Raw genomic sequence first — 25,360 nt, forward strand, 5'->3', positions numbered from 1 at the left:
CAGCGGGGTCAAGGTACTCTTTCCCGCCTTGACGCCGCTGCTCGGCGACTGAAACACACTCAAGGAGAGGGGGCGGGGGTGGTCGGAAGGTGACCTTTCGAGCGCCGTGAGGCGCCCCTGCGCGAAGCGCAGGAAAAAGATCAAAAGAGTCCTCGCCGGACGGGCAGGCTCCGGGATGACAGAAAAGCACTCCACCTCACCTCAGGTGGGTGGCTGGGTGGTCATCCCGTCGCCTTCCGGTTTGTGCATATCACCTTGAGCCAGGGCCGCAAGGTTGGCATGTTCGGCCGCCGGAAAGCACGCAGGTTGCGGCCCTGGCTCAAGGTGATCGTCACGTGTCAGGCGACGGGATGACCACCCAGCTACTTTGGGTTCAAAGATCAAGTGCGTGCGCTTTGCGCTCCCTGGCAAAGATCGCCCCCGATGGTTCGGCTTCTTCCGGCGTTACCTTGGCGGGTACGTCGCGGCGAGGTCGGTGTCGCGGCGTTGTCATCGAACCGTGAGGGAGCGGCCCATGCACGCGCCTGTTTCCGCGGCGACGGAGCCCTTCGCGTTCGGCACCAAGGCCGAAACGCTCGCCAGGCTCGCACCGTTGGTCCGGTCGGCCGTTGTGCTGCCGATGGAGTCCTTCACCGTCGACCGGTGGCGGGCTGATCCGCTGGGCGTGCTGGACCGGGTGCGCGGGCACAGCTGGTCGAGTGCGCCGCTGATCGTGCGCAGCAGCAGCCGGGATGAGGACCAGGCCGGCCTTTCCAACGCGGGGCGCTACCTGTCACTGTCCGATGTGCACGGCTGGCAGGAGCTCAGGCGTGCGATCGACATCGTGGTCCGGTCCTTCGACGACCACCCGGACAACCAGGTGCTGGTCCAGCCGCAGCTGCGCGATCCGGTGGCCAGCGGCGTCGTCGCCTCGTGCGAACCCAGCGGTGGCGCGCCCTACCGCGTGGTGAACTGGACCGAGAGCGCCGACACCGCCGAGGTCACCTCCGGCCGGGCCGGGGTGCGCACCTGGTACTTCCTGCCCGGCCCCGACCCGCTGCCCCCGACCCCGCTGCTCGCCGGGCTGCCCGCGTTGATCGCCGAGCTCGAACAGCTCAGCGGGGACGAGCCGTTCGAGTTCGAGTTCGGCGTCGCCGGGGACGGGCGGCTCGTGTTGTTCCAGGTCCGGCCACTGGCGACCGCCCGGCTGCCGCTGTCCCGGCGACGGCACCGGGCCGCCGTCGCAGCCTGCCAGGCCCAGGTCGCGACCCTGCAGAGCGCCGGCCCGCCCGCGCTGAGCCGCGACACCGTCCTCGGCGTCATGCCCGACTGGAACCCCGCCGAGATGATCGGCGTCCGGCCCCGCCCGCTCGCGCTGTCGCTCTACCGCCGCCTCATCACCGACCGCATCTGGGCCGACTCCCGGTTCCGCTACGGCTACCGCGACCTGCGCGGCACCCCGCTGCTGGTCGACCTCGGCGGGCTCGCGTACATCGACACCCGCGCCAGCTTCAGCTCACTCGTGCCCGCCGCGCTCGACGACCGCACCGCCACCCGGCTGGTCCGCCACTACCTGACGCGGCTGCGGGCGAACCCGCGGCTGCACGACAAGGTCGAGTTCGAGATCGCCCTGTCGTCGTTCCACTTCGGCACCCCCGGCGACGCGGCCCGGCTGTGCGAGGCGAACGTGCTCGACCACGCCGAGGCCGCCGCGCTGGTGCGGGCCCTGCGCGTGCTGACCGTGCGCATGATGAGCCCATCCGGCCCGTTCACTCGCGACCTGGCGGAACTGGACCAGCTGTCCCGGTGGCAGGTGCGGCGCCCGCCCCGCTGGTCGCCGGACCGCATCGGCGAGCTCGTCCGCCTCTGCCGCGCCCAGGGCACCCTGCCCTTCGCCGGCGCTGCCCGCGCCGCGTTCGCCGCGACAGCGCTGGTGCGTAGCCTGGTCGACGCGGGCGCGCTGTCCCCGGCGGACGCCGACGCCCTGCTCGGCAGCGCCACCACGGTCAGCGCCGAGATGCAGCGCGACTTCTGCACCGTCGACCGCCGCACCTTCCTCGACCGCTACGGCCACCTCCGCCCCGGCACCTACGACATCCTCTCCGCCCGCTACGACGAAGAGCCCGACCGCTACTTCGACTGGTCGGTCCGCGACGCCCCGCCGCGCCCGCCGGTCTTCCACCCCACCGCGGCGCAGGCGCGGGACGTGCGCGAACTGCTGGCCGCCCACCGCATGCCCGGCACCGAGCGCGACCTGTTCCGCTTCGTCACCGCCGCGGTGTCCGCCCGCGAGTACGGCAAACTCCAGTTCTCCCGCGTCCTCAGCGAAATCCTGGTCGAGGCGCGCCGCGCGGGCGAGCGGCTCGGGTTCACCCCCGACGACCTGTCCTACGCCACCGTCGACGCACTGTCCCAGCTCACCGGCTCGGCGCGGACCGACTCGGCCGTCCTGCACGAGGCCATCGAACGCGGCAGCTCCCGGCACGCGCTGACCGAATCGCTGTGCGCGCCCGCGGTGATCACCGGCGCGGCCGAGCTGGCGTCGTTCGTCGCGCTGCCCGGCGAAGCGAACTTCGTGACCCAGTCCCGAGTCGCGGCGCGGGTCGCCGACGTGGGCGCCGGGGACGACCCCAGCGGGGCGATCGCGATGATCATGGCGGCCGACCCCGGCTACGACTGGATCTTCACCAAGGGCATCGCCGGGCTGGTCACCGCGTTCGGCGGGGCCAACTCGCACATGGCGATCCGCGCGCTCGAACTCGGCATCCCGGCCGCGATCGGCGTCGGCGAGACGCAGTTCCGCGACTGGCTGCGCGCCGGGGCGCTGGAAGTCGACGCGGCCGCGAAGCTGGTGCGCCCGGTCCCCGTCGCGGGACGGCCCGAGCCGGAAGCGCGGGCGTCGTGACGGGCGGGGTCGTGTGGATCACCGGCCTGTCCGGCGCTGGCAAGTCGGCGGTGGCGGTGCAGCTGGTCGAGCGGCTCCGGCGCGCGGGGGTGCAGCCGGTGCTGCTCGACGGCGACGCGGTCCGCGCCGCGCTGGACGCCCGGTCCTTCGGCACGGAAGCACGCAGGCAGCTGGCGGTCACCTACGGGCGGCTGTGCCGGCTGCTGGCCGAACAGGGGCACATCGTGGTGTGCGCGACGATCTCGCTGCGGCACGAGGTGCACCAGTGGAACCGGCGTCACCTTGCCCGGTACGCGGAGGTGTTCCTGGACGTGCCGCTGGAGGAGCTCCGCCGCCGCGATCCGAAGGGGATCTACGCGGACGGCGCCGAGGTGGTCGGCGCGGGGCAGGCCGCCGAGTTCCCCGTGGCCCCCGACCTGCGGATCACCAACTACGGGTCCACCTCGTCGCGCGCCGCCGCCGAGCAGATCTACACCTATTGCGCCCGGACGGGGTTGTGGTGACGATGTCCGGACTGCTCGCGGTGACCCAGCGGCTGCTGCCCGCCAACGAACACGGCGAGGTACGGCTCGCCCTCGACGTGCGGTGGTGGTCGTTCCTCGCCGAATGCGGGTTCGACGGCGTGCCGATGCCGCTCGACCCGGCCGCCGCGGCCAAGTTGCTGTGGCGGACCGGGTGCCGCGGACTGGTGCTGACCGGCGGCAACGACCTGGGCTCGGCCCCCGAGCGGGACGCCCTCGAACGCTACCTGCTGCGCCGCGCCCTGGAACGCGGCCTGCCGGTGATCGGGGTGTGCCGCGGGATGCAGCTGGTGCTCGACGCGTTCGGCGCCCGGCTGCGGCGGGTGCGCGGGCACGTGGCGGTCGAACACCGGGTGACCGGGCCGCGCGGCGAGCGGACCGTCAACAGCTACCACGACTGGGCGGTGCTGCAGGCGCCGCCCGAGTTCGAGGTGACCGCGCGGTGTGGGCCGGTGGTGGAGGCGGTGCGGCACCGCTCGCTGCCGCTGGCCGGGATCATGTGGCACCCCGAGCGCGCGGACCCGGTGCACGACGAGGACGTCGAACTGTTCAGCGAGGTGTTCGGAGGTCGGAATGCGGGCGGTGATCCTGGCCGCGGGACGCGGATCCCGGATGGGCGCGGCGACCGGCGACCGGCCGAAGTGCCTCGTCGAACTGGCGGGCCGCACGCTGCTTGACCGGCAGGTCTCCGCGCTGGCGCAGGCCGGGGTGCGGGACGTCGCGGTGGTGACCGGGTGGTGCTCGTGGCAGTTCGAGCGGGTGCCGCTGACCCGCTTCCACAACGCGACGTGGGCGGAGTCGTCCATGGTGGACTCGCTCGCCTGCGCCCGCGAGTGGCTCGAAGCCGGCCCGGTCGTCGTGACCTACGGCGACATCGTGTTCACCCCGGCCGCGGTGACCGCGGTGGCGTCGGCGCCAGGACCGCTGGTGGTCGGGTACGACCCGGACTGGCTCACGCAGTGGTCCCGCCGCTTCGGCGACCCCCTGATCGACGCGGAGACGTTCGCGGTGACCGGCGGCAGGCTGACCGACATCGGCGGCACACCGTCCACTGTGGAGGAGGTGACCGGCCAGTACCTGGGGCTGCTCAAGCTGGAGCCGGCGGGGTGGGCCGAGCTGGCCGCGGAGCTGTCGCGTTCGGACACCCGTCGCGACACGACCGGTCTGCTGCGGCGGCTGATCGCGCGGGAGTTCGCCGTGCGGGCCGTCCCGGTGCCGGGGCCGTGGCACGAGTTCGACTCCGCGCGGGACTGCGTGGTGGGGGAGCCGGTGCTGCGGGAGCTGGACGAGGTGCTGTCCGGCGCGGAGGTGGCGTCGTGACGCTCGTGCACGCGCCCGGCCGGACGTTCGTGGTGGCGATCGTGTTGTCGCTGACCAACTTCGTCGCGGTGTTCGACGGGCTCGTCGTCGCCGTGGCGCTGCCCGCGATCCAGCCCGACTTCGGGCTCCGGCCGGTCGACGGGCAGTGGGTGCTGACTGCCTACGCCGTCGCGCTCGGCGGGACCCTGCTCACCGGCGGCCGCTGCGGGGACGCGTTCGGGCGGCGCCGGATGCTGGTCGCCGGGCTGGCCGTGTTCGTCGCCGGCCTGCTGCTCGCCGGCGTCGCCTGGGACGCGTGGGTGCTGTTCGCGGCGCGGGCCGTGCAGGGGTTCGGCGCGGCCTTCGCCGTGCCCAACGCGTTCGCCACCATCAGCGCCCTGCGCCCGGAAGGGGTGCGCGACCGGGTGTTCGCCGCGGTCGCCGTCGCGGGCGGGCTCGGCGCGGCGGGCGGCGCGATCACCGGCGGGCTCATCACGCAGGGCCTCGGCTGGCGCTTCCTGTTCCTGCTGACCGCGCCGGTCGTCGCGGCCGCGGCGATCACCGCCGCGCGGGTCCTCGACGAGGACCGCCGCCGCGGCGCGCCCCGGCCCGGGCTGCTCGGCGCTGCCCTGGCCGTCACCGCGGCCGCGTTGCTGGTGTACGCGATCACCAACCACGACCTCGCCGTCGCCGCCGTCGGGCTCGTGCTCGTCGTGCCGGTCGTGCGGCTCCTGCCGCGCGAGGTCGTGCGGGACCGGTCGCTGCGTGCCGCGGTGGCCGGGCTGCCCGGGTTCGTCTTCGCCTACGACGGCACGGTCTTCGTCGGGCTCCTGTTCCTGCAGCAGGACCTCACCCCGTTGCAGGCCGGGCTCACCTTCACCCCGCTCGGCATCGCCGTCCTGGTCGGCGCGCCACTGGCCGCGCGGCTGCTCGACCGTCGCGTGTGGACGACGGTCTTCGGTGGTGCGCAGACGTTCTGCGCTGCCGGGCTCGTCCTGCTCGCGCTGGAGCACGGCCTGCCCGGGCTGGTCCTCGTCGGCCTCGGCGCGGCCGTCTCCGCGGTCACGCTCAACGGCGCCGCCGGGCGGCACGCCGAGCCCGCGGACCGCGGCAGCGCCTACGGCTGCTACGAGACGGCGAAGTACCTGTGCGGCGCGCTGGTCGTCGCGGTGCTCGCGACCGCGCTGGAGCGCGGCCACGCGTTCGCCTTCCTGCTCGCCGCCGCGGTCGCGGTGCTCGGCGGGCTCGCCGGGTGCGCGCTGGGGCGGCGGGCGACATGACGGACAAGGTGTTCTACCTGCTGCACGGCCTGCAGGACCGCTACAACGCGCTGTACCAGGACAACATCGCCCGGCTCGGCCCGCGGGACGTGCTCGTCGCCAGCATCGGCAGCTCCGGGCAGTCCTACCTGGGCGGCATCCTCGCCGAACTGGGCCTCAACTACGCCGACGCCTACACCGAGGCCCTGCGGGAGGACGGCGACAGCGAACCCGTCCCCGCCTACGACGACTACCGCGAGCGCCTGGCGACCCCGGACAAGCCGCGGGAGCCCTGGCCCCGGTTCGTCAAGACCCACCTCACGCCGCGGTTCTTCACCGGCCGCCCGCTGCTCGGCGTGTGGATCCTGGTGCGCGATCCCCGCGACGCGCTGTACTCGTGGTACCGCTTCCGGACCGAGTTCGTGCGGGACCCGCTCGACCGGCTGGCCACCTCGTTCGAGGACTGGCTGTGCCGCCCCGGCCCGACCGGTCTCGACCGGCTCGACGACTGGGCGGACTTCTACCGCCGCTGGGTCTGCGACGCCGGCCGCCTGCCCCGGTCGGCGATCACCACGTTCGAAGACCTCAAACGCGATCCGCTGCCCACGTTGCGCGCCGGGTTGCGCGCGTTCGGACTGTCCATTCCGGACCGGGAGATCGCCGCGGCGGTGCTGCGCAGCGACTTCCAGACGGTGCGCCGCCGGGAACGCGACCAGGGCGGCGACGGTCCCGGCATCCTCCGGCGGGGACAGCCGGAGGAATGGCGGACGTGGATGAGCCCGTCCACCGCGGACCTCTTCGGACGGGCGCACGTCGCCGCGCTCGCCCGCCGGTTCGGTTACCACCTCGGAGAAAGGGCACGATCATGACCCTGGCGCAGGGTGACTTCACCACGCTCGCGGCGAGCTATTCGCGCTACCGCGAGGGCTACTCGCCCGCGGTGCGGGACGCGATCCTCGGCCTGTGCGCACGCCCGGTGTGCAGCCTCGACGTGGCCGACGTCGGCGCGGGCACCGGCATCTGGAGCCGGATGCTGGCCGCGCGGCTGCCCGCGTCGCTGACCGCCGTCGAACCCAACGAAGCGATGCGGGAGCAGGGCGTCGAGGACAGCCACGGACTGCGGATCACCTGGCGCGCGGGCAGCGGGGAACACACCGGGCTGGACGACGCGTCGGCCGACCTGCTGACCATGGCGTCGTCGTTCCACTGGGTCGACTTCGACGCCGGGCTGCGGGAGTTCCGGCGCGTGCTGCGGCCAGGCGGGTGGTTCGCCGCGCTGTGGAACCCGCGCGAGGTCGAGGCGAACCCGCTGCTCGCCGGGATCGAAGGCGAGATCCGGCGGCTGAAGCCCGGCCTGCGACGGGTGTCCTCGGGGCGGTCCGGCATCACCGCGACGCTGACCGCGCGGCTGGCGGCCGAGCCCGGTTACGGCCCGCCGCTCTACCTGGAGGGCCGCCACGTGGTGCGGCAGACGGTCGAGCACTACCTCGGCGTGTGGCGCTCGGCGAACGACGTGCAGGCCCAGCTCGGCCCCGAGGCGTTCGCGAAGTTCCTCGACCACGCGCGCGAGGCGCTCGCCGAGCACGACGTGGTGGAGACGACGTACCTGACCCGGGCGTGGGCGGTGCAGCGGCTGGCTTAGAGGTTGAGCAGCGTCTGGTCCGGCCCGGTCGCGTTCAGGTCCAGCGCACGCAGCGCCGCCCACACCGTCGCCTGGTTGGCGGTCACAATCGGCTTGCCGAGCTCCGCTTCCAGGGGGGCGATGAGGTCGTAGGTCGGCAGTGCGGTGCAGCTGACGAAGATCGCGTCCGCGTCCGGGCGGTCGCCGGCGCGGATGAGCTCCGCCACCTCCGCGTAGCCGGCGCTCAGCACCTCGCGCACCGGGATGCCCAGCGGCGTGCACGCGACGACGTCGAACCCGGCCGTGCAAAGGAAGTCGCGCAGGCGGTTGCCCACCGGGCGCTCGTAGGGGTGCACGACCGCGACCCGCTGCGCCTTGACGGTGCGCAGCGCGGACACCGCCGCCCCCGAGGTGGTCAGCGCGCGGGGCGCGCCGGCGTCCAGCATGGCCTGGCGCAGCGCGGCCTCGCCGAGCGTGCCGCCGACGAAACTGCACGCGGTGCAGGCGTAGATGACGACCTCGGCGCCGACCGCGCACACCTCACGGGTGGGGCGGCGGACGGTGGCAGGCCGGTTGAGCGCCGACACCGAGTCGAGGTTGTCGCCCTCGGGCGAGCCGCCGGTGCGGGCGATGAACAGGGTCACGGTCGGCGGCACCCACCGCCACAGCTCGCGGTCACGGGCGAAGTCGTAGGGCGCGACGATGCCGACGCCCGTCTGGGGTTCCGGCCCCTGAACGTGGCGTTTCATACGCGCAGGGTACCCGAACCGTCCCGTATCCTGCGCCCGTGACCGGCGGAATCGACGAGGCGGCCCGGGTGCCCGGATCGGTGGCCGAGCGGGCGCGGGCCGCGTTGCGGTCCCTGCCGCCGAGCGAGGCGCGGGCCGCGCAGGTGCTGCTGGAACGCGGGTCCGACGTGGTGCGGATGTCGGTCAGCGAGATCGCCGCCGCCGCGGGCACCGGGGTCGGGACCGTGGTGCGGGCGTGCCAGAGCCTGGGGTTCAAGGGGTTCCAGGACGCGAAGATCGCGCTCGCGCAGGACCTCGCGCCGCTGGCCGGGGACTCCTCGCCGGAGCACATCGACCGCGGCGATCCTCCTGCCGAGGTGCTGGCGAAGCTGGCCGCGAGCAGTGCCGACGCGCTGCAGCGGGCTTGGTCGAGCGTGGACGCGGCGGCGCTGGAGCGGGCGGTCGGGTTGCTGACCGCGGCGCCGCGGGTGCTGGTGCTCGGGGTCGGGACGAGCGCGCCGCTCGCGCAGGACGCCGCCTACCGGCTGCTGACGCTGGGCATCGCGGCCGAGGCTCCGGCCGACGTGCACGTCCAGCACGTGCGCGCGGGGTTGCTGCGGCCGGGGGACGTGGTGGTGGCGGTGAGCCACACCGGGGCGACCCGGGAGACGGTGAGCGCGGCCCGGCGGGCGAAGGAGTCCGGCGCGGCGGTGGTCGCGGTGACCAGCTTCGCGACGACGCCGCTGACGGAGGTCGCCGACGCCGCCCTTGTCGCGGGCGGGCTGGAGACGAGGTACCGCGTGGAGGCGATGACGAGCAGGCTGGCGCATCTCGTGGTGCTGGACGCGTTGTTCGTGAGCCTGTTGCTCGCTGAGCCCGACCGGTCGGCTGCGGCGCAGGCTTTGGTGGCGGATGTGCTGAGCGAGCACCGGTTCTGAGGCAGGCGTCAGGCGCCGTGGCGCGTCGACGCTCGTACCACCAGCTCTGGGTGGGCGCCAGCTGGTGGTGCTGGACGCTTCGTTCGTGAGCCTGCTGCTCGCCGAGCCCGATCGGCCGGCTGCGGCGCAGGCTTTGGTGGCGGATGTGCTGAGCGAGCACCGGTTCTGAGCCGGGGCCGGCTCGTGGTGGTGGGGGAGGAGCGCGCCGGGCATCAGGTGCGGTGGCGGGTGGAGGACCGCGTCGAGGGGCGGGGGAGGGGTGCCCCGGGATCAGGCGCCGTGGCGCGTCGACGCTCGTACCACCAGTTCGGGGGTGAACACCACCTGCTGGTGCTCGTGGCCGGGGTCGGTCGTCTCCTGCAGCAGCAGCTCCGCCGCCGTCCGGCCTAGCTGCCTGCGTGGCTGCCGCACCGAAGTCAGCGGCACGGCCGCCGCCGCGGCGAAGTCGATGTCGTCGTACCCCACGATGGCCAGGTCGTCCGGCACCCGCAGCCGCAGGCTGACACACGTCTGCAGCAACCCCAGAGCCAGCAAATCATTGGCGCAGAACGCAGCCGTCGGCCGCAACGAAGACGGCAACCCGGCCAAGCGCTGCCCGGCGGTCCGGCCCTCCGCGACCGTCAACGCGGACGTGCTCAGGTCGACCAGGTCCTCCGGCCCCAGCCCGGCCTCCTTCATCGCCCGCAGCGCGCCCTCCCGCCGGTCGCGCACCTGGCCGAGCGAATCGGGGCCGCCGATGAACGCCACCCGCCGGTGCCCCAGCTCCAGCAGGTGCTGCACCGCGAGCCGCCCGCCCAGCACGTCGTCCACGGCGACCGAGCAGTGGTCGCCCGACTGCCCGGTCCGGTCCACGATCACCAGCGGGATCCCGTGCGCCGCCGTCTCCGCGAGCACCGGCGCGTCCGGGTCGACTGGCGTGATCAGGATGCCCTGCACCCGCTGCTGCTCCAGCCGGCTCAGGTAGTCGCGCTCGCGCTCGGCGCGGTTCGCGCTGTTGCACAGGAACAACGACAGATCGGCTTCGTCGGCCGCGTCCTCCACACCCTCGGCCACGTCGGTGAAGAACGGGTTGCTCCCGTCGAGCATCACGTACGCCAGGATCCGGCTGCGCCCCGCCCGCAGCTGCCGCGCCGTCTCGTTGCGCACGAACTTCAGCTCGGCCATCGCCGCCTCGACCTTCGCGCGCGTGCGCGGGCTGACGCGATCCGGCCGGTTGAGCACGTTCGACACGGTCCCCAGTGACACGCCCGCCGCCGCCGCGACGTCCTTGATCCCCGCCGCCCTGGGCTCCGGAACAGCAGCCCCACTCGTGGTCGTGCGTGTCACGTGACCCTCCCGTTGAAACGTGTAACAAGCACCGATGTTATCGGATCGCGACCGAGAAAACCTGCCTGAACTGGGCGAAAAACTTGTCGTTGACTTCGTGATCCAGCGCATAGTAGCGTCAGCGCGCCAGGTTTGTGAAACCTTTCATTTCGGAGGTCGCGATGGTGCGGCAGGACCCGGGCAGCGTGCCCTTGCTGGAGGTCCGCGGCGTCACGAAGTCGTTCGGCGCGGTGGCCGCCGTGCAGGGGGTGTCGTTCCCCCTCCACTCCGGCGAGGCCCACGCGCTGGTGGGGGAGAACGGCGCGGGCAAGTCGACCATCGTCAAGATGCTCGCCGGGGTCCACCGCCCGGACACCGGAACGCTGCTGGTCGACGGGCAGCCCGTCGAGTTCTCCTCCCCGGCCGACGCCAAGGCCGCCGGGATCGCGGTGATCTACCAGGAACCCACGCTGTTCCCCGACCTCACGGTCGAGGAGAACATCGTGATGGGCCGCCACCCGCGCAAGCGGCTGGGCATGATCGACCGCGGCGCGATCCGGGCCGAGGCGGAGAAGCTGTTCGCCCGCCTCGGCGTGCGGATCGACCCGGGCCGCCCGGCTCGCGGTCTGTCAATCGCCGACCAGCAGATCGTGGAGATCGCCAAGGCGCTGTCCGCCGACGCGCGTGTGCTGATCATGGACGAGCCGACCGCGGCGCTGTCGCTGGTCGAGGTCGAGCGCCTGTTCTCGGTCGCGCGCAACCTGCGTGACGAGGGTGCGGCGATCATGTTCATCTCGCACCGCTTCGAGGAGATCACCGAGTTGTGCCAGCGCGTGACGATCATGCGCGACGGCAAGCACGTCTCCACCGACCCGATGGACGACCTGACGGTCGACGAGATGGTCCGCCGCATGGTCGGCCGCGAGCTGGACGCGTTGTTCCCCAAGCAGGACGTCACCCCGGGGGAGGTCGTGCTCGAGGTCGAGGGCCTGTCCCGCGAGGGCGTCTTCCGGGACGTCTCGTTCGAGGTCCGGGCGGGCGAGATCGTCGCGTTCGCCGGGCTGGTCGGCAGTGGACGGTCCGAAGTGGTCCAGGCGGTGTTCGGAGTGGACGAACGCGACGCGGGAACCGTGAAGCTGCGCGGGAAGAAGCTCAAGCCGGGCTCGCCGCGCGCCGCGATGGCCGCGGGCATGGCCCTGGTGCCGGAGGACCGTCGCCAGCAGGGCCTGGTCATGGACCTCTCCATCGAGCGGAACGTGACCCTGCCGCGCTCGGGCGCGCTGGCGAAGCTGGGTTTCCTCTTCGGCGGCGGCGAGCGCCGGGAAGCCCTGCGCTGGACCGAGCGCCTGCAGACCAAGTACGGCCGGCTCAGCGACGCCGTCGGCACGCTGTCCGGCGGCAACCAGCAGAAGGTCGTGCTGGCCAAGTGGCTGTCGATGGCGCCGAGCGTGCTGATCGTCGACGAGCCGACGCGGGGCATCGACGTCGGCACGAAGGCCGAGGTGCACCGGCTGATGTCGTCGCTGGCCGCGGAGGGCGTCGCCGTGATCATGGTGTCCTCCGAGCTGCCCGAGGTGCTCGGCATGGCCGACCGCGTGCTGGTGATGCGCGAGGGACGGATCGTCGCGGAGATCTCCCGCGAGGACGCGAGTGAGGACTCGGTGATGTTCGCAGCGATGGGTCAGGGAGCGGCGGCGTGAACGCGACGAAGGTGGTGGCTCCCACGACGACGAGCCGGTCGGTGCCACGGAAGTTCTCGGTCGGCGGCCTGTTCAAGGCGCGTGAGGCGGGCATCGTCCTCGCGTTGATCGCGCTGGTCGCGTTCACGGCGACGCAGAACTCGCGGTTCCTGTCCGCGCAGAGCATCCGCGACATCCTGCTCGGCACCGCGATCCTGGCCGTGCTCGCGGTCGGCCAGGCGACGGTGATGATCACCCGCAACATCGACCTGTCGGTCGGCTCGGTGCTCGGCCTGTCCGCGTTCGCGGTGGGCTCGCTGCTGCAGGCCAACCAGGGCATGCCGGTGATCGTCGCGCTGTTCGTCGGCGTCGCGGTCGGCGCCGCGTGTGGTGTCGTCAACGGGTTCCTGGTCCGGTTCGGCCAGGTGCCCGCCCTGGTGGTCACCCTCGGCACGCTCTACGCCTTCCGCGGTACGGCCTACTTTTGGGCGGGCGGCGAGCAGATCAACGCCGACGAGCTGCCCGGGCACTTCCTGAAGTTCGGCAACTCCTCGATCCTGGGCATCCCGTGGCTGGTGCTGATCGCGGTGATCGTGCTGGTCGTGGCCGGGGTCGTGCTGCGCAACTACCGCGCCGGCCGCGAGCTGTACGCGATGGGGTCGAGCCCGCAGGCCGCCGAGCTGGCCGGCATCAAGGTCGGCCGCAACACCATCGCCGCGTTCCTGGTGAGCGGCGCGCTGGCCGGGGTCGCCGGTGTCCTGTTCGCCGCGCGGTTCGGCACGATCGACGCGGCCGCGGGCAACGGTTACGAGCTGAACGTGGTCGCCGCCGCGGTGGTCGGCGGGGTCGCGGTGTTCGGCGGCAGCGGCACCGTGTGGGGCGCGGGCCTGGGCGCCCTGCTGCTCACGGTCATCGGCAGTTCCCTGGCGGTCCTCGACATCAACCAGTTCTGGCAGCAGGCCATCGTCGGCGCGCTGATCCTGCTCGCGATCGGGGCCGACCGCCTGGTCGCGGTGCGGGTGGCCAAGTCACTGAAGAAGAGGGATTCCCATGTCTGACAAGCGGCCGGCCTGGCTGTCCCGCCTGGCGAGCTGGGACGCCGCCGTCATCGTGATCACGGTGCTGGTGCTGCTCATCGCCTCCGGCGTCGTGGAGAACTTCGGCAGCAGCCGCAACTTCACGTTCCTGCTGCTGGACCTGCTGCCCATCGCGTTGATCGCGCTGCCGATGACGTTCGTGATCGTCACCGGCGAGATCGACCTGTCCGTGGCGAGCACCCTCGGCCTCACCTCGGCCGTGATGGGCGACCTGTGGAACCGCGGCCTGCCCATCGAGACGATCATCCCGCTGTGCCTGGTGCTCGGCGCGGTGCTGGGCGCGCTCAATGGGTTCTTCGTGACCGTGCTGAAACTGCCGTCACTGGCGGTCACCATCGGCACGCTCGCGCTCTACCGCGGCCTGGCGTTCGTGGTGCTCGGCGACGGCGCGGTGGCCGACTTCCCGCGTGCCTACACCTCGTGGGTGACCGGCACGATCGGCGACGGCCCGATCCCGAACGTGCTGATCCCGCTGGTGGTGCTCGCCGTGGTGTTCGGCCTGGTGCTGCACGCGACGCCGGTCGGCCGCTCGGTCTACGCCGCCGGCGCCAGCGAGCAGGCCGCGCGCTTCGCCGGCATCCGCGTGGCGCGGCTGAAGTTCTGGCTCTACGTCGTCAGCGGTCTCGTCGCCGGCCTGGCCGGCGTGCTGTGGACGCTGCGGTACTCCAGCGCCCGCGCCGACAACGGCCTCGGCATGGAACTCGCCGTCGTGGCGGCGGTCCTGCTCGGCGGTGTCTCCATCTTCGGCGGCAAGGGCACCCTGCCGGGTGTGCTCGCCGGGGTGGTCCTGCTGGCCACGCTGCAGAACGCGCTGCGGCTGCAGGACGTGTCGAACGAGGCGCTCAACATCGTCACCGGGGTGCTGCTGATCATCTCGGTGCTCCTGCCCAACATCGTGATCAGGTTCCGGGCTGCCGTGCGGCGCCGGGCGACCACATAGAAAGGCGAAACGCCCATGAAGAGACGACTCCTCGCCGGTGCGGTGTCGGCAGCGCTCGTGCTGACGGTGTCCGCGTGCGGTGGCACCACGAAGAACGACAGCAGCTCGTCCGGCGGTGGTGGCGCCCAGTCGACCGCGCAGGCCGACCCGAACGCCGCCACCAAGGAAGGCGTCAAGATGGCCTTCCTGCCCAAGCAGCTCAACAACCCGTACTCGGACATCGAGGTGGGCGGCGGCAAGACCGCGCTGGACGAGCTCAAGGGCGAGTACAAGCTGGTCGGCCCGAACGACGCGAGTGCCTCCTCGCAGGTCAGCTACATCAACACGCTGATCCAGCAGCAGCAGGACGTCATCGGCATCGCGGCGAACGACCCGAACGCGGTGTGCCCGTCGCTGAACCAGGCACGCAGCTCCGGCATCAAGGTCGTGGCCTTCGACTCCGACGCGGCCAAGGACTGCCGCGACGTGTTCATCAACCAGGCCACCACCGAGGGCATCGGCGAGCAGCTGGCGAAGATGGCCAGCGAGCTGGCGGGCGGCTCGGGTGAGATCGCCATCCTGTCGGCGACCCCGAACGCCACCAACCAGAACGCCTGGATCGAGGTGTTCAAGCAGCAGCTCACCAAGCCCGAGTACGCGAACCTGAAGCTGGTGAAGGTCGCCTACGGCAACGACGACGACCAGAAGTCGTTCCAGGAGGCCCAGGGCCTGCTGCAGTCCTACCCGAACCTGAAGGCCATCGTCGCGCCGACCACCGTCGGCATCGCCGCGGCCGCCCGCTACATCAGCTCCTCCAGCTACAAGGGCAAGGTCGCGGTCACCGGACTCGGCACGCCGAACCAGATGCGCGAGTACATCAAGGACGGCACCGTCACCAAGTTCGCCCTGTGGAACCCGGCCGACATCGGCTACCTGGCCGCCTACGCGGGTGTCGCACTGGCCTCCGGCCAGATCACCGGCGTCGAGGGCCAGAAGTTCAAGGCGGGCAAGCTCGGCGAGTACACGATCGGCAAGGACGGCGAGATCGTCCTCGGCCCGCCGACGGTGTTCGACGCGAGCAACATCGACCAGTACAACTTCTGACAGTCTCCCGGCCGGGCCGCACCGGCGGCCCGGCCGGGGCTCCACCGAGGACGGATCGTGGCCCGATACTGCTTCTGCCTGCAGGTGAAGCCTGACCGGATGGCCGAGTACGCCGAGCGGCACCGCGCCGTGTGGCCGGAGATGCGGCAGGCGCTGACCGACACCGGATGGCGCAACTACTCGCTGTTCCTCCGGGACGACGGCCTGCTGATCGGCTACGTCGAGGCCGACGACCTCGACGCCGCGCAGGCGGCCATGGCCCGCACCGAGGTCAACGCCCGCTGGCAGGCCGAAATGGCCGAATTCTTCACGGGCCTGGACGGGCGCGGCCCCGACGAGGGGTTCCAGTTGCTCACCGAGGTCTTCCACCTGGAAGGAAAGTGATCCTGTTGTCCGACCTGACCGCCGTGAAAGCAGCCCTGCGCGCTCAGCGGATCGAGACGCCTTCGTGGGCCTACGCCAACTCCGGCACCCGCTTCAAGGTGTTCCCGCAGCCCGGGGTGCCCCGCACGCCGGAGGAGAAGATCGCCGACGCGGCGAAGGTGCACGAGCTGACCGGCATCGCGCCGAGCGTGGCGCTGCACATCCCGTGGGACCGGGTCGACGACTACGGCGCCCTCACCAAGTACGCGCACGACCTGGGCATCGAGATCGGCGCCATCAACACCAACGTCTTCCAGGACGAGGACTACAAGCTGGGCTCGGTCACCAACCCCGACCCGCGGATCCGCCGCAAGGCCACCGATCAGCTGCTCGAGGCGATCGACATCATGGACGCCACGGGCAGCAAGGACCTGAAGTTCTGGTTCTCCGACGGCATCAACTACCCGGGCCAGGACGACCTGCGCACCCGGCAGGACCGGCTGGCCGCCGCGCTGCGCGAGGCCTACGACCGGCTCGGCGACGACCAGCGGATCCTGCTGGAGTACAAGCTGTTCGAGCCCGCCTTCTACGCCACCGACGTGCCGGACTGGGGCACCTCGTACGCGCACTGCGTCGAGCTCGGTCCGAAGGCGACGGTGTGCATCGACACCGGCCACCACGCCCCGGGCACCAACATCGAGTTCATCGTCGCGTTCCTGCTGCGCCAGGGCAAGCTCGGCGCGTTCGACTTCAACTCGCGCTTCTACGCCGACGACGACCTGATGGCCGGCGCCGCCGACCCGTTCCAGCTGTTCCGCATCATGTGGGAGATCGTGCGCGCCGACGCGCTGGACCCGTCCTACGGCATCAACTTCATGCTCGACCAGTGCCACAACATCGAGGCGAAGATCCCGGCGATCATCCGCTCGGTGCTCAACGTGCAGGAGGCCACCGCGAAGGCCCTGCTGGTCGACAAGGACGCCTTGTTCGCCGCGCAGCAGAACGGAGACGTGCTCGGCGCCAACGCCGTGCTGATGGACGCCTACAACACCGACGTGCGGCCGCTGCTGGCCGAGCTGCGCGAGGAGGCCGGGCTGGACCCGGACCCGATCGCCGCCTACCACCGCAGCGGTTACCAGGAAAAGATCGTCGCCGAACGAGCCGACGGCCGGCAGGCCGGTTGGGGAGCCTGAACCACCATGACGAACAATCCCGCCGCCGAACTCATCCAGCGCAGCAACGCCCTCGGCGCCGACCCGCGCAACACCAACTACGCCGGGGGCAACACCTCGGCCAAGGGCAGCGAGACCGACCCGGTCACCGGGCAGCCGGCGGAACTGCTGTGGGTCAAGGGATCCGGGGGTGACCTGGGCACGCTGACCGAGGCCGGGCTGGCCGTGCTGCGGCTGGACCGCCTGCGCGCGCTGGTGGACGTCTACCCGGGTGTCGAGCGCGAGGACGAGATGGTCGCCGCGTTCGACTACTGTCTGCACGGCCGCGGCGGCGCCGCGCCGTCGATCGACACCGCGATGCACGGCCTGGTCGAGGCCACGCACGTCGACCACCTGCACCCGGACTCGGGCATCGCGCTGGCCACCGCGGCCGACGGACCGGCGCTGACCAAGGAGTGCTTCGGCGACCGCGTGGTGTGGGTGGACTGGCGCCGCCCCGGGTTCCAGCTGGGCCTGGACATCGCTGCGGTGAAGAAGGCCAACCCACAGGCGATCGGCGTGATCCTGGGCGGGCACGGCATCACCGCGTGGGGCGAGACGTCGGAGGAGTGCCGGCGGAACTCGCTGGAGATCATCCGGACCGCGGAGAAGTTCCTCGCCGAGCGGGGCTCCGCGGAGCCCTTCGGCGCGGTCGTGCCCGGGTTCGAGCCGCTGCCGGAGGAGGAGCGGCGGAAGCGGGCCGCCGCGCTGGCGCCGGTGATCCGCGGGCTGGCCTCGACCGACCAGCGCCAGGTGGGCCACTACAACGACAGCGACGTGGTGCTGGAGTTCCTGTCCCGGGAGAAGCTGCAGCCGCTCGCCGCGCTCGGCACCTCGTGCCCGGACCACTTCCTGCGCACCAAGGTCCGCCCGCTCGTGGTCGACCTGCCCGCGACCGCCCCGCTGGAGGACGTCGTCGCGCGGCTGGCGGAACTGCACGAGGCCTACCGCGCGGACTACCGCGCCTACTACGAGCGGCACGCGACCCCGGACAGCCCGGCGATGCGCGGCGCGGACCCGGCGATCGTGCTGGTGCCCGGTGTCGGCATGTTCTCCTTCGGCAAGGACAAGCAGACCGCGCGCGTGGCCGGCGAGTTCTACGTCAACGCGATCAACGTGATGCGCGGCGCCGAGGCGGTCTCCCGCTACGCGCCGATCCCGGAGAGCGAGAAGTTCCGCATCGAGTACTGGGCGCTGGAGGAGGCCAAGCTCCAGCGCATGCCCAAGCCGAAGCCGCTGGCCGGGCGCGTTGCCCTGGTGACCGGCGCCGGGTCGGGCATCGGGCGCGCCATCGCCGAACGGCTCGCCGCCGAGGGCGCGTGCGTGGCGATCGCGGACCTGAACGGTGACGCCGCCGAGGAGGTCGCGCGCTCCATCGGGAACACGGACAAGGCGGTTTCGGTGGTCGCGAACGTCGTCGACGCCGATGCGGTCGCCGCCGCGGTGGACGCGACCGTGCTGGCGTTCGGCGGCATCGACCTGGTGGTCAACAACGCCGGGCTGTCGATCTCCAAGCCGCTGCTGGAGACCACCGAGAAGGACTGGGACCTGCAGCACGACGTGATGGCCAAGGGCTCGTTCCTGGTCTCGCAGGCCGCGGCGAAGGCGATGATCGCGCAGGGCCTCGGCGGCGACATCGTCTACATCTCGTCGAAGAACTCGGTGTTCGCCGGCCCCAACAACGTCGCCTACGGCGCGGCCAAGGCCGACCAGGCGCACCAGGTCCGGCTGCTGGCCGCCGAACTCGGCGAGCACGGCATCCGGGTCAACGGCGTCAACCCGGACGGTGTGGTGCGCGGTTCCGGCATCTTCGCCGGTGGCTGGGGCGCGCAACGCGCCGCGGTCTACGGCGTGCCGGAGGAGGACCTGGGCAAGTTCTACGCCCAGCGCACCATCCTCAAGCGCGAGGTGCTGCCCGAGCACGTCGCCGCAGCGGTGTTCGCGCTCACCGGCGGCGACCTGACGCACACGACCGGCCTGCACGTGCCCGTGGACGCGGGTGTCGCGGCCGCTTTCCTCCGCTGAAGCAGGAAGGGACCTTCACCATGGACCTGGAGCGGATCACCCCGAGGCGCACCCGCGTCGGCCTCGTCGCAGGCGGGCTCGGGGCGTACTGGCCACAGTTCCCGGAGCTGCTGCCGCAACTCCAGGCCTCCGCGCGGCGGGTGGCCGAGCGACTGTCCGGAATGGACTGCGAGGTGGTGGACGCCGGGTACGTCTCGGACGAGCGGGAGGGCGCGGCCGCCGCGGAGAAGCTGCGGGTCGCCGACTGCGACCTGATCATCGGCTTCCTCACCACCTACCTCACGTCCAGCATGCTCGCGCCGGTCGCGCAGCGCAGCGGAGCGCCGGTGCTGCTGCTCAACCTGCAGCCCACCGAGGCGATGGACCACGCGAACTTCGACACCGGCGCCTGGCTCGCCTACTGCGGCGCCTGCCCGCTGCCGGAGATGGCCAACGCCTTCCGCCGCGTCGGCGTCGAGTTCCGGTCGGTGTCCGGGTACCTGGAGGACGAGCGGGCCTGGACCCGCATCGAGCGCTGGATCAAGGCCGCCGGGGTGCGCGCCGCGTTCCGGCACGGGCGGCACGGCCTGCTCGGCCACCTCTACCCGGGCATGATGGACGTCTCGACCGATCCGACGCTGGTGACCGCGCAGCTCGGCGGGCACGTGGAGATCCTGGAGATCGACGACCTGCGGGTGCGGGTCGAGAAGGTCACCGACGACGAGACCGCCGCGCGGATGGATCTCGCGCGGAAGGTGTTCGACCTGGACGACTCGGTCGTCGAGGAGGACTTCGCGTGGGGCGCTCGCGTCTCGGTGGCGCTGGACCGGCTGGTCGAGGACTTCTCCCTGGACACGCTGGCCTACTACCACCGCGGCCTGGACGGCGAGACCCACGAGCGGGTCGGCGCCGGGTTCATCCTCGGCGCCTCGCTGCTCACCGCGCGCGGCATCCCGGCGGCGGGGGAGTTCGAGCTGCGCAACTCGCTGGCCATGCTGGTGATGGACCGGCTCGGCGCGGGCGGCTCGTTCACCGAGCTGCAGGCGCTCAACTTCCGGGACAACGTGGTCGAGATGGGCCACGACGGCCCGGCGCACCTGGCGATCAGCGCGCGGCGGCCGCTGCTGCGCGGCCTGGGCGTCTACCACGGCAAGCGCGGCTGGGGCGTGTCCGTCGAGTTCGACGTCAAGCACGGTCCGGTGACGCTGCTCGGCCTCGGTCAGGAACGCGACGGGCGGTTCACGCTCGTCGCGTCCGAGGGCGAGGTCGTGCCCGGCCCGCTGCTGGAGATCGGCAACACCACCTCCCGCGTCGACTTCGGCGGCAACCCCGGCGAGTGGACCGACGCGTGGTCGGCCGCCGGGGTCAACCACCACTGGGCGCTGGGCACCGGGCACCGCGTCGCGGAGCTGGAGGCGGTGGCCGACCTGCTCGGTCTCGAACTGCGCGTGGTGCGGGTGTGATGCGACTGGCGGCCGTCGACCTGGGCGCGTCCAGTGGGCGCGTCATGGCCGGGACGGTGGGGCCCGGCGTGCTGTCGGTGCAGGAGGTGCACCGGTTCCCCAACGGCGGCGTCCGGGTCGCCCACGCGGGTGGATCGACCCTGCACTGGGACATCCTCGGCCTCTACCGCGAGCTGCTGACCGGGGTGCAGGCCGCGCACAAGGCCGGTGCGCTGGACGGTCTCGGCATAGACTCCTGGGCCGTGGACTACGGGTTGCTCGACGCCTCCGGGGCGCTGCTGGGCAACCCGGTCAACTACCGCGACGCACGCACCGAGGGCGTGGCCGAGCGGGTCCTGGAGTCCGTGCCGGCGCGGGAGCTGTTCGACGTCACCGGCCTGCAGCAGCTGCCGTTCAACACGCTCTACCAGCTGCTGGCCGAGCGTGACCTGAGCGCGGCCGAAACGATGCTGCTGATCCCGGACCTGCTGAACTACTGGCTGACCGGGGTGCGCGGCGCCGAGCGCACCAACGCCTCCACCACGCAGCTCTACGACGTGCGGTCGCGGGAGTGGGCAGTGGACCTGGCCACCCGCGTCGGCATCCCGCCGCGGTTGCTGCCGCCGTTGCGCGACCCGGGCACGGTGGTCGGCACGCTGCTGCCGGACCTGGCCGCCGAGCTGGCGCTGCCGGAGCTGCCGGTGGTCGCGGTCGGCTCGCACGACACCGCGTCCGCCGTGGTGGGGGTGCCCGCCGAGCCGGGCGCGAACTTCGCCTACATCTCCTCGGGCACCTGGTCGCTGGTCGGACTGGAGCTCGACGAGCCGGAGCTGGGCGACGCCGCGCTGGCGGCCAACTTCACGAACGAAGGCGGTGTCGACGGCACGATCCGGTTCCTGCGGAACGTGATGGGCCTGTGGGTGCTGTCCGAGTCGCTGCGCACGTGGGAGGCGCAGGGCACGCCGGTCGCGCTGCCGTCGGTGCTGGCGCAGGCCGCGGAGGTGCCCGCGTTGTCCGCGGTGGTGGACATCGACGCGCCGGTGTTCCTGCCGCCGGGCGACATGCCGTCCCGGATCCGGCAGGCCTGCGCCGAGACCGGGCAGCGGGTCCCGGAGACGCCGGGGGAGATCGTCCGGTGTGTGCTGGACAGCCTCGCGCTGGCCTATCGTCGGACCGTGCGCCAGGCATCGGAGCTGACCGGACGGCCGGTCGACGTCGTCCACGTGGTCGGTGGCGGAGTCCGCAACGAGCTGTTGTGCCAGCTCACCGCGGACGCCTGCGGCGTGCCCGTGCTGGCCGGGCCGGTCGAGGCCGCGGCGCTGGGCAACGTGCTCGTGCAGGCCCGCGCGCTGGGCGCGGACCTGCCGGACCTGGCCGCGATGCGGGCGCTGATCCGGGACACGCACGAGCTGCGCCGCTACGAACCGTCCGGCCGCGAGGCCGACTGGGCGCTGGCGGCCGCGCGGATCGATCCGAAGGTGGTGGCATGAAGGTCGCCGTGCAGGTCACCTGCATCAACGACGCGATGTTCCCGGGCACCGGCAAGGCGGTGTTCACGCTGCTGCGGCGGCTCGGCGTGGAGGCGGACTTCCCGGTCGCCCAGACGTGCTGCGCCCAGCCGATGGTCAACACCGGCTACCTCGACGAGGCCGTGCCGGTGGTGCGCAACTTCGTCGACGCGTTCGCCGGGTACGACGCGATCGTGACGCCGTCCGGCTCGTGCGCGGGATCGGTGCGGCACCAGCACTCGATCGTCGCGCGGCGCAGCGGGGACGGCCGGTTGCAGGAGGCGGTCGCGGAGACCTCGCCGAAGGTGTACGAGCTGACCGAGTTCCTGGTCGACGTGCTCGGCGTGACCGACGTGGGGGCGTACTTCCCGCACCGCGTCACCTACCACCCGACCTGCCACTCTCTGCGGATGCTGGGTGTCGGCGACCGGCCGCTGCGGCTGCTGCGCGAGGTGCGCGGGCTGGACCTGGTGGAGCTGCCCGCCGCGGACGAGTGCTGCGGTTTCGGTGGCACGTTCGCGGTGAAGAACGCGGAGACCTCGACCGCGATGGGCGCGGACAAGGCGCGGCACGTGCTGGACACCGGCGCCGAGGTGCTGGTGGCCGGGGACAACTCGTGCCTGCTGCACATCGGCGGGCTGCTGTCGCGGCAACGCACCGGCGTGCGCGTGATGCATCTGGCCGAAGTGCTCGCCGGGACGGAGGACGCATGAGCGCCACTTTCGTTGGGATGCCCGCCTTTCCGGCGGCGGCCCGGGAGGCGTTGTCGGACACGCAGCTGCGCCGCAACCTCGCGCACGCCACCGGCACGATCCGCGCCAAGCGCGCCGCGGTCGTCGGCGAGGTGGACGAGTGGGAGGAGCTGCGCCTGGCCGGCGCGGCGATCAAGGACAACACGCTGCGACACCTCGACGAGCACCTGCTGCGACTGGAGAAGTCCCTGACCGACCGGGGCGCGACCGTGCACTGGGCGCGGGACGCCGCCGAGGCGTGCGAGATCGTCGCGGGGATCGCGAAGCAGCACGCCGTCGACGAGGTCGTCAAGGTCAAGTCGATGGCGACGCAGGAGATCGGGCTCAACGAAGCACTGGCCGCACAGGGCATCACGGCGTGGGAGACCGACCTGGCCGAGCTGATCGTGCAGCTCGGCGACGACCTGCCCTCGCACATCCTGGTGCCCGCGATCCACCGCAACCGCGCGGAAATCCGCGAGATCTTCCGCGACAAGATGGCCGCCGCGGGACGCCCGGCGCCCGACGACCTGTCGGACCGGCCTGCGGAGCTGGCCGGCGCGGCGCGGCTGCACCTGCGGGAGAAGTTCCTGCGGGCCCGGATGGCCGTGTCCGGGGCGAACTTCGCGGTCGCCGAGACCGGGACGCTCGTCGTCGTCGAGTCCGAGGGCAACGGGCGGATGTGCCTGACGCTGCCCGAGGTGCTGGTGTCGGTGGTCGGGATCGAGAAGATCGTGCCCACCTGGTCCGATCTGGACGTGTTCCTGCAGCTGCTGCCGCGCTCCAGCACGGGGGAGCGGATGAACCCCTACACCTCGACGTGGTCGGGCGCGACCGAGGGCCAGGAGGCGCACGTGGTGCTGCTGGACAACGGCCGCACTCGCGCGCTGGCCGACGAGGTGGGGCGGCAGGCGCTGCGCTGCATCCGGTGCTCGGCCTGCCTGAACGTGTGCCCGGTGTACGAGCGCACCGGCGGGCACGCGTACGGCTCGGTGTACCCGGGGCCGATCGGGGCGATCCTGAACCCGCTGCTGCGCGGCACGGGCGTGGACGACCAGGTGGACTCGCTGCCGTACGCGTCCAGCCTGTGCGGCGCGTGCTTCGAGGCGTGCCCGGTGCGGATCGACATCCCCGAGGTGCTGGTGCACCTGCGGTCCAAAGTGGTCGACGCGCACCGGTCTTCGCCGAAGGCCGAGGCGGTGGCGATGAAGTCGGCGTCCTGGGTGCTGGCGGACTCGAAGCGCCTTGGCCTGGCCGAGCGCGGAATGGGGCTCGCCGGGCGATTGCTGGGGCGGTTCGGGCGCAAGGTGATGCCCGGCGGACGGCGTGCCCTGGGCCGGTTGCCGTGGCCGGGTTCGTTGTGGAGCAACGCGCGGGACGTGCCGGCGCCGCCGGTGGAGTCGTTCCGGTCGTGGTGGCGGCGGGAGGGACGGCGATGAGCGCGCGGGAGGAGATCCTCGGCCGGGTGCGGTCCGCGCTGGCCGCGGCGGACCCGTCGGAGGCGCCGGTGCCGCGCGGCTACCGTTCGGTGGTTCCGGCCGGTGACGTGGTGGAGCTGTTCGCCGAGCGGCTGGTCGACTACCGGGCCGAGCTGACGCGGTGCACGGAGGACACCCTGCCCGCGGCACTGGCGTCGGCGCTCGGCAGCGCGGGCTCGGTGCTGGTGCCGGACGGTTTCCCGTGGCAGGTGCCCGGCGCGGTGCCGGACACCGGGCAGTCCGCGGCGGAGCTGGACCGGCTGGACGCGGTGGTGACGCTGGCGGCGCTGGCGATCGCGACGACGGGCACGATCGTGCTGGACCACGGGCCGGGGCAGGGGCGCCGGGCGGTGAGCCTGGTGCCGGACCGGCACGTGTGCGTGCTGCGGACGGACCAGATCGTGCCCGGCGTGCCGCAGGCCGTGGCGGCGCTGTCCCCGGACCGCCCGCAGACGTGGATCAGCGGCCCCAGCGCGACGAGCGACATCGAGCTGAACCGGGTCGAGGGCGTGCACGGGCCGCGGACGCTGCACGTGCTGCTGGTGTCGCCGTGACGACCGCGCAGCGGCCGGACACGTTGCCGCGGGCGGACCTGGAGCTGCTGGAACTGCTCGCGGACGGCCTCCCGCTGGACGCCATCGCCCGCCGCCTGGACCTGTCGGAGCGGACCGTGCGGCGGCGGCTGCGGGCGATCTGCGACCGCCTCGGCTTCGCCGCGCCCATCCAGGCCGTGGTGTGGGCCGCCCGGCGGGGACTGCTGTGAGTTCCCCGCCGGAGGCACGCCGCTAGCTGACCATCCGGAGTTCGAGGAGCCAGCCGGGGCTGTCGTAGCTGCACCGGTAGTCGACGACCGCGCCGACGCCGATCATGTCCCGGCCCTGCTGCCGGCACTTTTCGTAGGTGGCGTAGACCTTCCACGGGACCCAGACGTCCTGGGTCGTCACCGCCCCGGTGTCCGTGGGGGCGGGACTGGCGCCCGCCAAGGCGGTGGTGGCCGTCCAGCCGGTGAACGTCACCGCGACCGCCAGCGCCGACACCGTGGCCAGCCTTCTCAAGCTTCGTTGCATGATGAACCTCCCAGTGGTGAAAAACCATCGTGGCGCAGCTGTGTGTCGTGAACCTGGCACGAACAGAAGTGCGCAAGCAGGCGGTACCGGGCGCGGCTACGGGTTTCCTACGGCCCCCGCGTGAGGGACGTGGTGACCGGATTCGGACACCGATCTTGTTCCGGACGTGAAGTCCCCGTAACGTTCCCTCAGGTTTGAAACG

Annotated in this window: 24 protein-coding genes; 21 read left to right on the forward strand and 3 right to left on the reverse strand. The window is 72.2% G+C overall.

Annotated features, from left to right (window positions below; translation table 11 throughout):
- The first annotated feature begins 514 nt into the window (after positions 1-514).
- The 7 genes from ABZ215_RS33560 to ABZ215_RS33590 are packed head-to-tail and all read left to right on the forward strand — an operon-like array spanning position 515 to position 7,605.
- On the forward strand, positions 515-2,884 hold the full coding sequence (locus ABZ215_RS33560; protein ID WP_354954324.1) for a PEP-utilizing enzyme: 2,370 nt from the start codon (positions 515-517) through the stop codon (positions 2,882-2,884).
- The gene (locus ABZ215_RS33565) at positions 2,881-3,387 is read left to right on the forward strand and encodes an adenylyl-sulfate kinase (protein ID WP_354954326.1); all 507 of its coding nucleotides are present in this window, start codon (positions 2,881-2,883) and stop codon (positions 3,385-3,387) included. Before ABZ215_RS33560 ends, ABZ215_RS33565 begins: the two co-directional genes overlap by 4 nt.
- Positions 3,388-3,389: 2 nt before the next feature.
- Positions 3,390-4,082, forward strand: a complete 693-nt coding sequence (locus ABZ215_RS33570; protein ID WP_084506111.1) for a gamma-glutamyl-gamma-aminobutyrate hydrolase family protein — start codon at positions 3,390-3,392, stop codon at positions 4,080-4,082.
- Positions 4,018-4,725, forward strand: coding sequence for a phosphocholine cytidylyltransferase family protein (locus ABZ215_RS33575; protein WP_354954328.1), 708 nt, complete (start codon positions 4,018-4,020; stop codon positions 4,723-4,725). The genes ABZ215_RS33570 and ABZ215_RS33575 overlap by 65 nt, the downstream gene beginning before the upstream one ends.
- Positions 4,722-5,984: an MFS transporter gene (locus tag ABZ215_RS33580; protein WP_354954330.1), complete on the forward strand. Its 1,263-nt coding sequence runs from the start codon at positions 4,722-4,724 to the stop codon at positions 5,982-5,984. Before ABZ215_RS33575 ends, ABZ215_RS33580 begins: the two co-directional genes overlap by 4 nt.
- Positions 5,981-6,832, forward strand: a complete 852-nt coding sequence (locus tag ABZ215_RS33585) for a sulfotransferase domain-containing protein (RefSeq protein WP_354954332.1) — start codon at positions 5,981-5,983, stop codon at positions 6,830-6,832. The genes ABZ215_RS33580 and ABZ215_RS33585 overlap by 4 nt, the downstream gene beginning before the upstream one ends.
- The gene (locus ABZ215_RS33590) at positions 6,829-7,605 is read left to right on the forward strand and encodes a class I SAM-dependent methyltransferase (protein ID WP_354954334.1); all 777 of its coding nucleotides are present in this window, start codon (positions 6,829-6,831) and stop codon (positions 7,603-7,605) included. The genes ABZ215_RS33585 and ABZ215_RS33590 overlap by 4 nt, the downstream gene beginning before the upstream one ends.
- Here ABZ215_RS33590 and ABZ215_RS33595 read toward each other — a convergent pair.
- Entirely contained in the window at positions 7,602-8,333 is a 732-nt protein-coding gene (locus tag ABZ215_RS33595; protein WP_354954336.1) for an Asp/Glu racemase, read from the reverse strand. The genes ABZ215_RS33590 and ABZ215_RS33595 overlap by 4 nt on opposite strands.
- Positions 8,334-8,371: 38 nt before the next feature.
- Here ABZ215_RS33595 and ABZ215_RS33600 point away from each other — a divergent pair, with 38 nt between their 5' ends.
- A complete protein-coding gene (locus ABZ215_RS33600; protein ID WP_354954338.1) occupies positions 8,372-9,250 on the forward strand; it encodes a MurR/RpiR family transcriptional regulator in 879 nt (292 codons plus the stop codon).
- 270 nt (positions 9,251-9,520) lie between these two features.
- Here the strand turns inward: ABZ215_RS33600 and ABZ215_RS33605 are convergent, their stop codons facing one another.
- The gene (locus tag ABZ215_RS33605; protein WP_354954340.1) at positions 9,521-10,576 is read right to left on the reverse strand and encodes a LacI family DNA-binding transcriptional regulator; all 1,056 of its coding nucleotides are present in this window, start codon (positions 10,574-10,576) and stop codon (positions 9,521-9,523) included.
- A 161-nt stretch (positions 10,577-10,737) separates the two neighbouring features.
- Between ABZ215_RS33605 and ABZ215_RS33610 the strand changes: the two genes are divergently transcribed.
- From ABZ215_RS33610 to ABZ215_RS33670, 13 genes are read left to right on the forward strand one after another with little or no spacing between them, the layout of a single operon-like run.
- Positions 10,738-12,255, forward strand: a complete 1,518-nt coding sequence (locus tag ABZ215_RS33610) for a sugar ABC transporter ATP-binding protein (protein WP_354954342.1) — start codon at positions 10,738-10,740, stop codon at positions 12,253-12,255.
- Positions 12,256-12,296: 41 nt separating this feature from the next.
- Positions 12,297-13,292, forward strand: coding sequence for an ABC transporter permease (locus ABZ215_RS33615; protein WP_354954358.1), 996 nt, complete (start codon positions 12,297-12,299; stop codon positions 13,290-13,292).
- On the forward strand, positions 13,285-14,271 hold the full coding sequence (locus ABZ215_RS33620; RefSeq protein WP_237339085.1) for an ABC transporter permease: 987 nt from the start codon (positions 13,285-13,287) through the stop codon (positions 14,269-14,271). Before ABZ215_RS33615 ends, ABZ215_RS33620 begins: the two co-directional genes overlap by 8 nt.
- A gap of 15 nt (positions 14,272-14,286) precedes the next feature.
- Positions 14,287-15,354, forward strand: coding sequence for a rhamnose ABC transporter substrate-binding protein (gene rhaS, locus ABZ215_RS33625; protein ID WP_027931380.1), 1,068 nt, complete (start codon positions 14,287-14,289; stop codon positions 15,352-15,354).
- A 57-nt stretch (positions 15,355-15,411) separates the two neighbouring features.
- A complete protein-coding gene (locus ABZ215_RS33630; RefSeq protein ID WP_027935997.1) occupies positions 15,412-15,738 on the forward strand; it encodes an L-rhamnose mutarotase in 327 nt (108 codons plus the stop codon).
- On the forward strand, positions 15,735-16,910 hold the full coding sequence (rhaI, locus tag ABZ215_RS33635; RefSeq protein WP_020418862.1) for an L-rhamnose isomerase: 1,176 nt from the start codon (positions 15,735-15,737) through the stop codon (positions 16,908-16,910). The genes ABZ215_RS33630 and rhaI overlap by 4 nt, the downstream gene beginning before the upstream one ends.
- Positions 16,911-16,916: 6 nt before the next feature.
- Complete coding sequence (locus tag ABZ215_RS33640) at positions 16,917-18,953, forward strand: bifunctional aldolase/short-chain dehydrogenase (RefSeq protein ID WP_354954345.1); 2,037 nt, start codon at positions 16,917-16,919, stop codon at positions 18,951-18,953.
- Between the two features lie 20 nt (positions 18,954-18,973).
- Complete coding sequence (locus ABZ215_RS33645; RefSeq protein WP_354954347.1) at positions 18,974-20,395, forward strand: L-fucose/L-arabinose isomerase family protein; 1,422 nt, start codon at positions 18,974-18,976, stop codon at positions 20,393-20,395.
- The gene (locus ABZ215_RS33650) at positions 20,395-21,864 is read left to right on the forward strand and encodes an FGGY-family carbohydrate kinase (protein WP_354954361.1); all 1,470 of its coding nucleotides are present in this window, start codon (positions 20,395-20,397) and stop codon (positions 21,862-21,864) included. Before ABZ215_RS33645 ends, ABZ215_RS33650 begins: the two co-directional genes overlap by 1 nt.
- Positions 21,861-22,595, forward strand: a complete 735-nt coding sequence (locus tag ABZ215_RS33655) for a (Fe-S)-binding protein (protein ID WP_354954349.1) — start codon at positions 21,861-21,863, stop codon at positions 22,593-22,595. Before ABZ215_RS33650 ends, ABZ215_RS33655 begins: the two co-directional genes overlap by 4 nt.
- On the forward strand, positions 22,592-24,052 hold the full coding sequence (locus ABZ215_RS33660; protein ID WP_354954351.1) for a lactate utilization protein B: 1,461 nt from the start codon (positions 22,592-22,594) through the stop codon (positions 24,050-24,052). Before ABZ215_RS33655 ends, ABZ215_RS33660 begins: the two co-directional genes overlap by 4 nt.
- Entirely contained in the window at positions 24,049-24,645 is a 597-nt protein-coding gene (locus tag ABZ215_RS33665) for a lactate utilization protein C (RefSeq protein ID WP_354954353.1), read from the forward strand. Before ABZ215_RS33660 ends, ABZ215_RS33665 begins: the two co-directional genes overlap by 4 nt.
- A complete protein-coding gene (locus tag ABZ215_RS33670) occupies positions 24,642-24,854 on the forward strand; it encodes a LuxR C-terminal-related transcriptional regulator (RefSeq protein WP_237339094.1) in 213 nt (70 codons plus the stop codon). The genes ABZ215_RS33665 and ABZ215_RS33670 overlap by 4 nt, the downstream gene beginning before the upstream one ends.
- Before the next feature lie 22 nt (positions 24,855-24,876).
- On the opposite strand, the gene ABZ215_RS33675 is transcribed toward ABZ215_RS33670, so the two are convergent.
- Positions 24,877-25,158 carry a hypothetical protein gene (locus ABZ215_RS33675; protein ID WP_354954355.1) on the reverse strand — a complete coding sequence of 94 codons (282 nt, stop codon included), beginning with the start codon at positions 25,156-25,158 and terminating at the stop codon, positions 24,877-24,879.
- Between the last annotated feature and the right edge of the window lie 202 nt (positions 25,159-25,360).

This window comes from Amycolatopsis sp. NPDC006131 (assembly GCF_040614175.1).
GTDB classification, from domain to species: Bacteria; Actinomycetota; Actinomycetes; order Mycobacteriales; family Pseudonocardiaceae; genus Amycolatopsis_E; species Amycolatopsis_E tucumanensis.

Bases quoted from the DNA above. Each gene is read 5' to 3' on its own strand.
- ABZ215_RS33640 (WP_354954345.1), top strand. From the start codon at position 16,917: ATGACGAACAATCCCGCCGCCGAACTCATCCAGCGCAGCAACGCCCTC.
- ABZ215_RS33610 (WP_354954342.1), top strand. From the start codon at position 10,738: ATGGTGCGGCAGGACCCGGGCAGCGTGCCCTTGCTGGAGGTCCGCGGC.
- ABZ215_RS33665 (WP_354954353.1), top strand. From the start codon at position 24,049: ATGAGCGCGCGGGAGGAGATCCTCGGCCGGGTGCGGTCCGCGCTGGCC.
- ABZ215_RS33650 (WP_354954361.1), top strand. From the start codon at position 20,395: ATGCGACTGGCGGCCGTCGACCTGGGCGCGTCCAGTGGGCGCGTCATG.
- ABZ215_RS33585 (WP_354954332.1), top strand. From the start codon at position 5,981: ATGACGGACAAGGTGTTCTACCTGCTGCACGGCCTGCAGGACCGCTAC.
- ABZ215_RS33595 (WP_354954336.1), bottom strand. From the start codon at position 8,333: ATGAAACGCCACGTTCAGGGGCCGGAACCCCAGACGGGCGTCGGCATC.
- ABZ215_RS33675 (WP_354954355.1), bottom strand. From the start codon at position 25,158: ATGCAACGAAGCTTGAGAAGGCTGGCCACGGTGTCGGCGCTGGCGGTC.
- ABZ215_RS33575 (WP_354954328.1), top strand. From the start codon at position 4,018: ATGGGCGCGGCGACCGGCGACCGGCCGAAGTGCCTCGTCGAACTGGCG.
- ABZ215_RS33660 (WP_354954351.1), top strand. From the start codon at position 22,592: ATGAGCGCCACTTTCGTTGGGATGCCCGCCTTTCCGGCGGCGGCCCGG.
- rhaS (WP_027931380.1), top strand. From the start codon at position 14,287: ATGAAGAGACGACTCCTCGCCGGTGCGGTGTCGGCAGCGCTCGTGCTG.
- ABZ215_RS33560 (WP_354954324.1), top strand. From the start codon at position 515: ATGCACGCGCCTGTTTCCGCGGCGACGGAGCCCTTCGCGTTCGGCACC.
- ABZ215_RS33590 (WP_354954334.1), top strand. From the start codon at position 6,829: ATGACCCTGGCGCAGGGTGACTTCACCACGCTCGCGGCGAGCTATTCG.
- ABZ215_RS33620 (WP_237339085.1), top strand. From the start codon at position 13,285: ATGTCTGACAAGCGGCCGGCCTGGCTGTCCCGCCTGGCGAGCTGGGAC.
- ABZ215_RS33645 (WP_354954347.1), top strand. From the start codon at position 18,974: ATGGACCTGGAGCGGATCACCCCGAGGCGCACCCGCGTCGGCCTCGTC.
- ABZ215_RS33655 (WP_354954349.1), top strand. From the start codon at position 21,861: ATGAAGGTCGCCGTGCAGGTCACCTGCATCAACGACGCGATGTTCCCG.
- ABZ215_RS33570 (WP_084506111.1), top strand. From the start codon at position 3,390: ATGTCCGGACTGCTCGCGGTGACCCAGCGGCTGCTGCCCGCCAACGAA.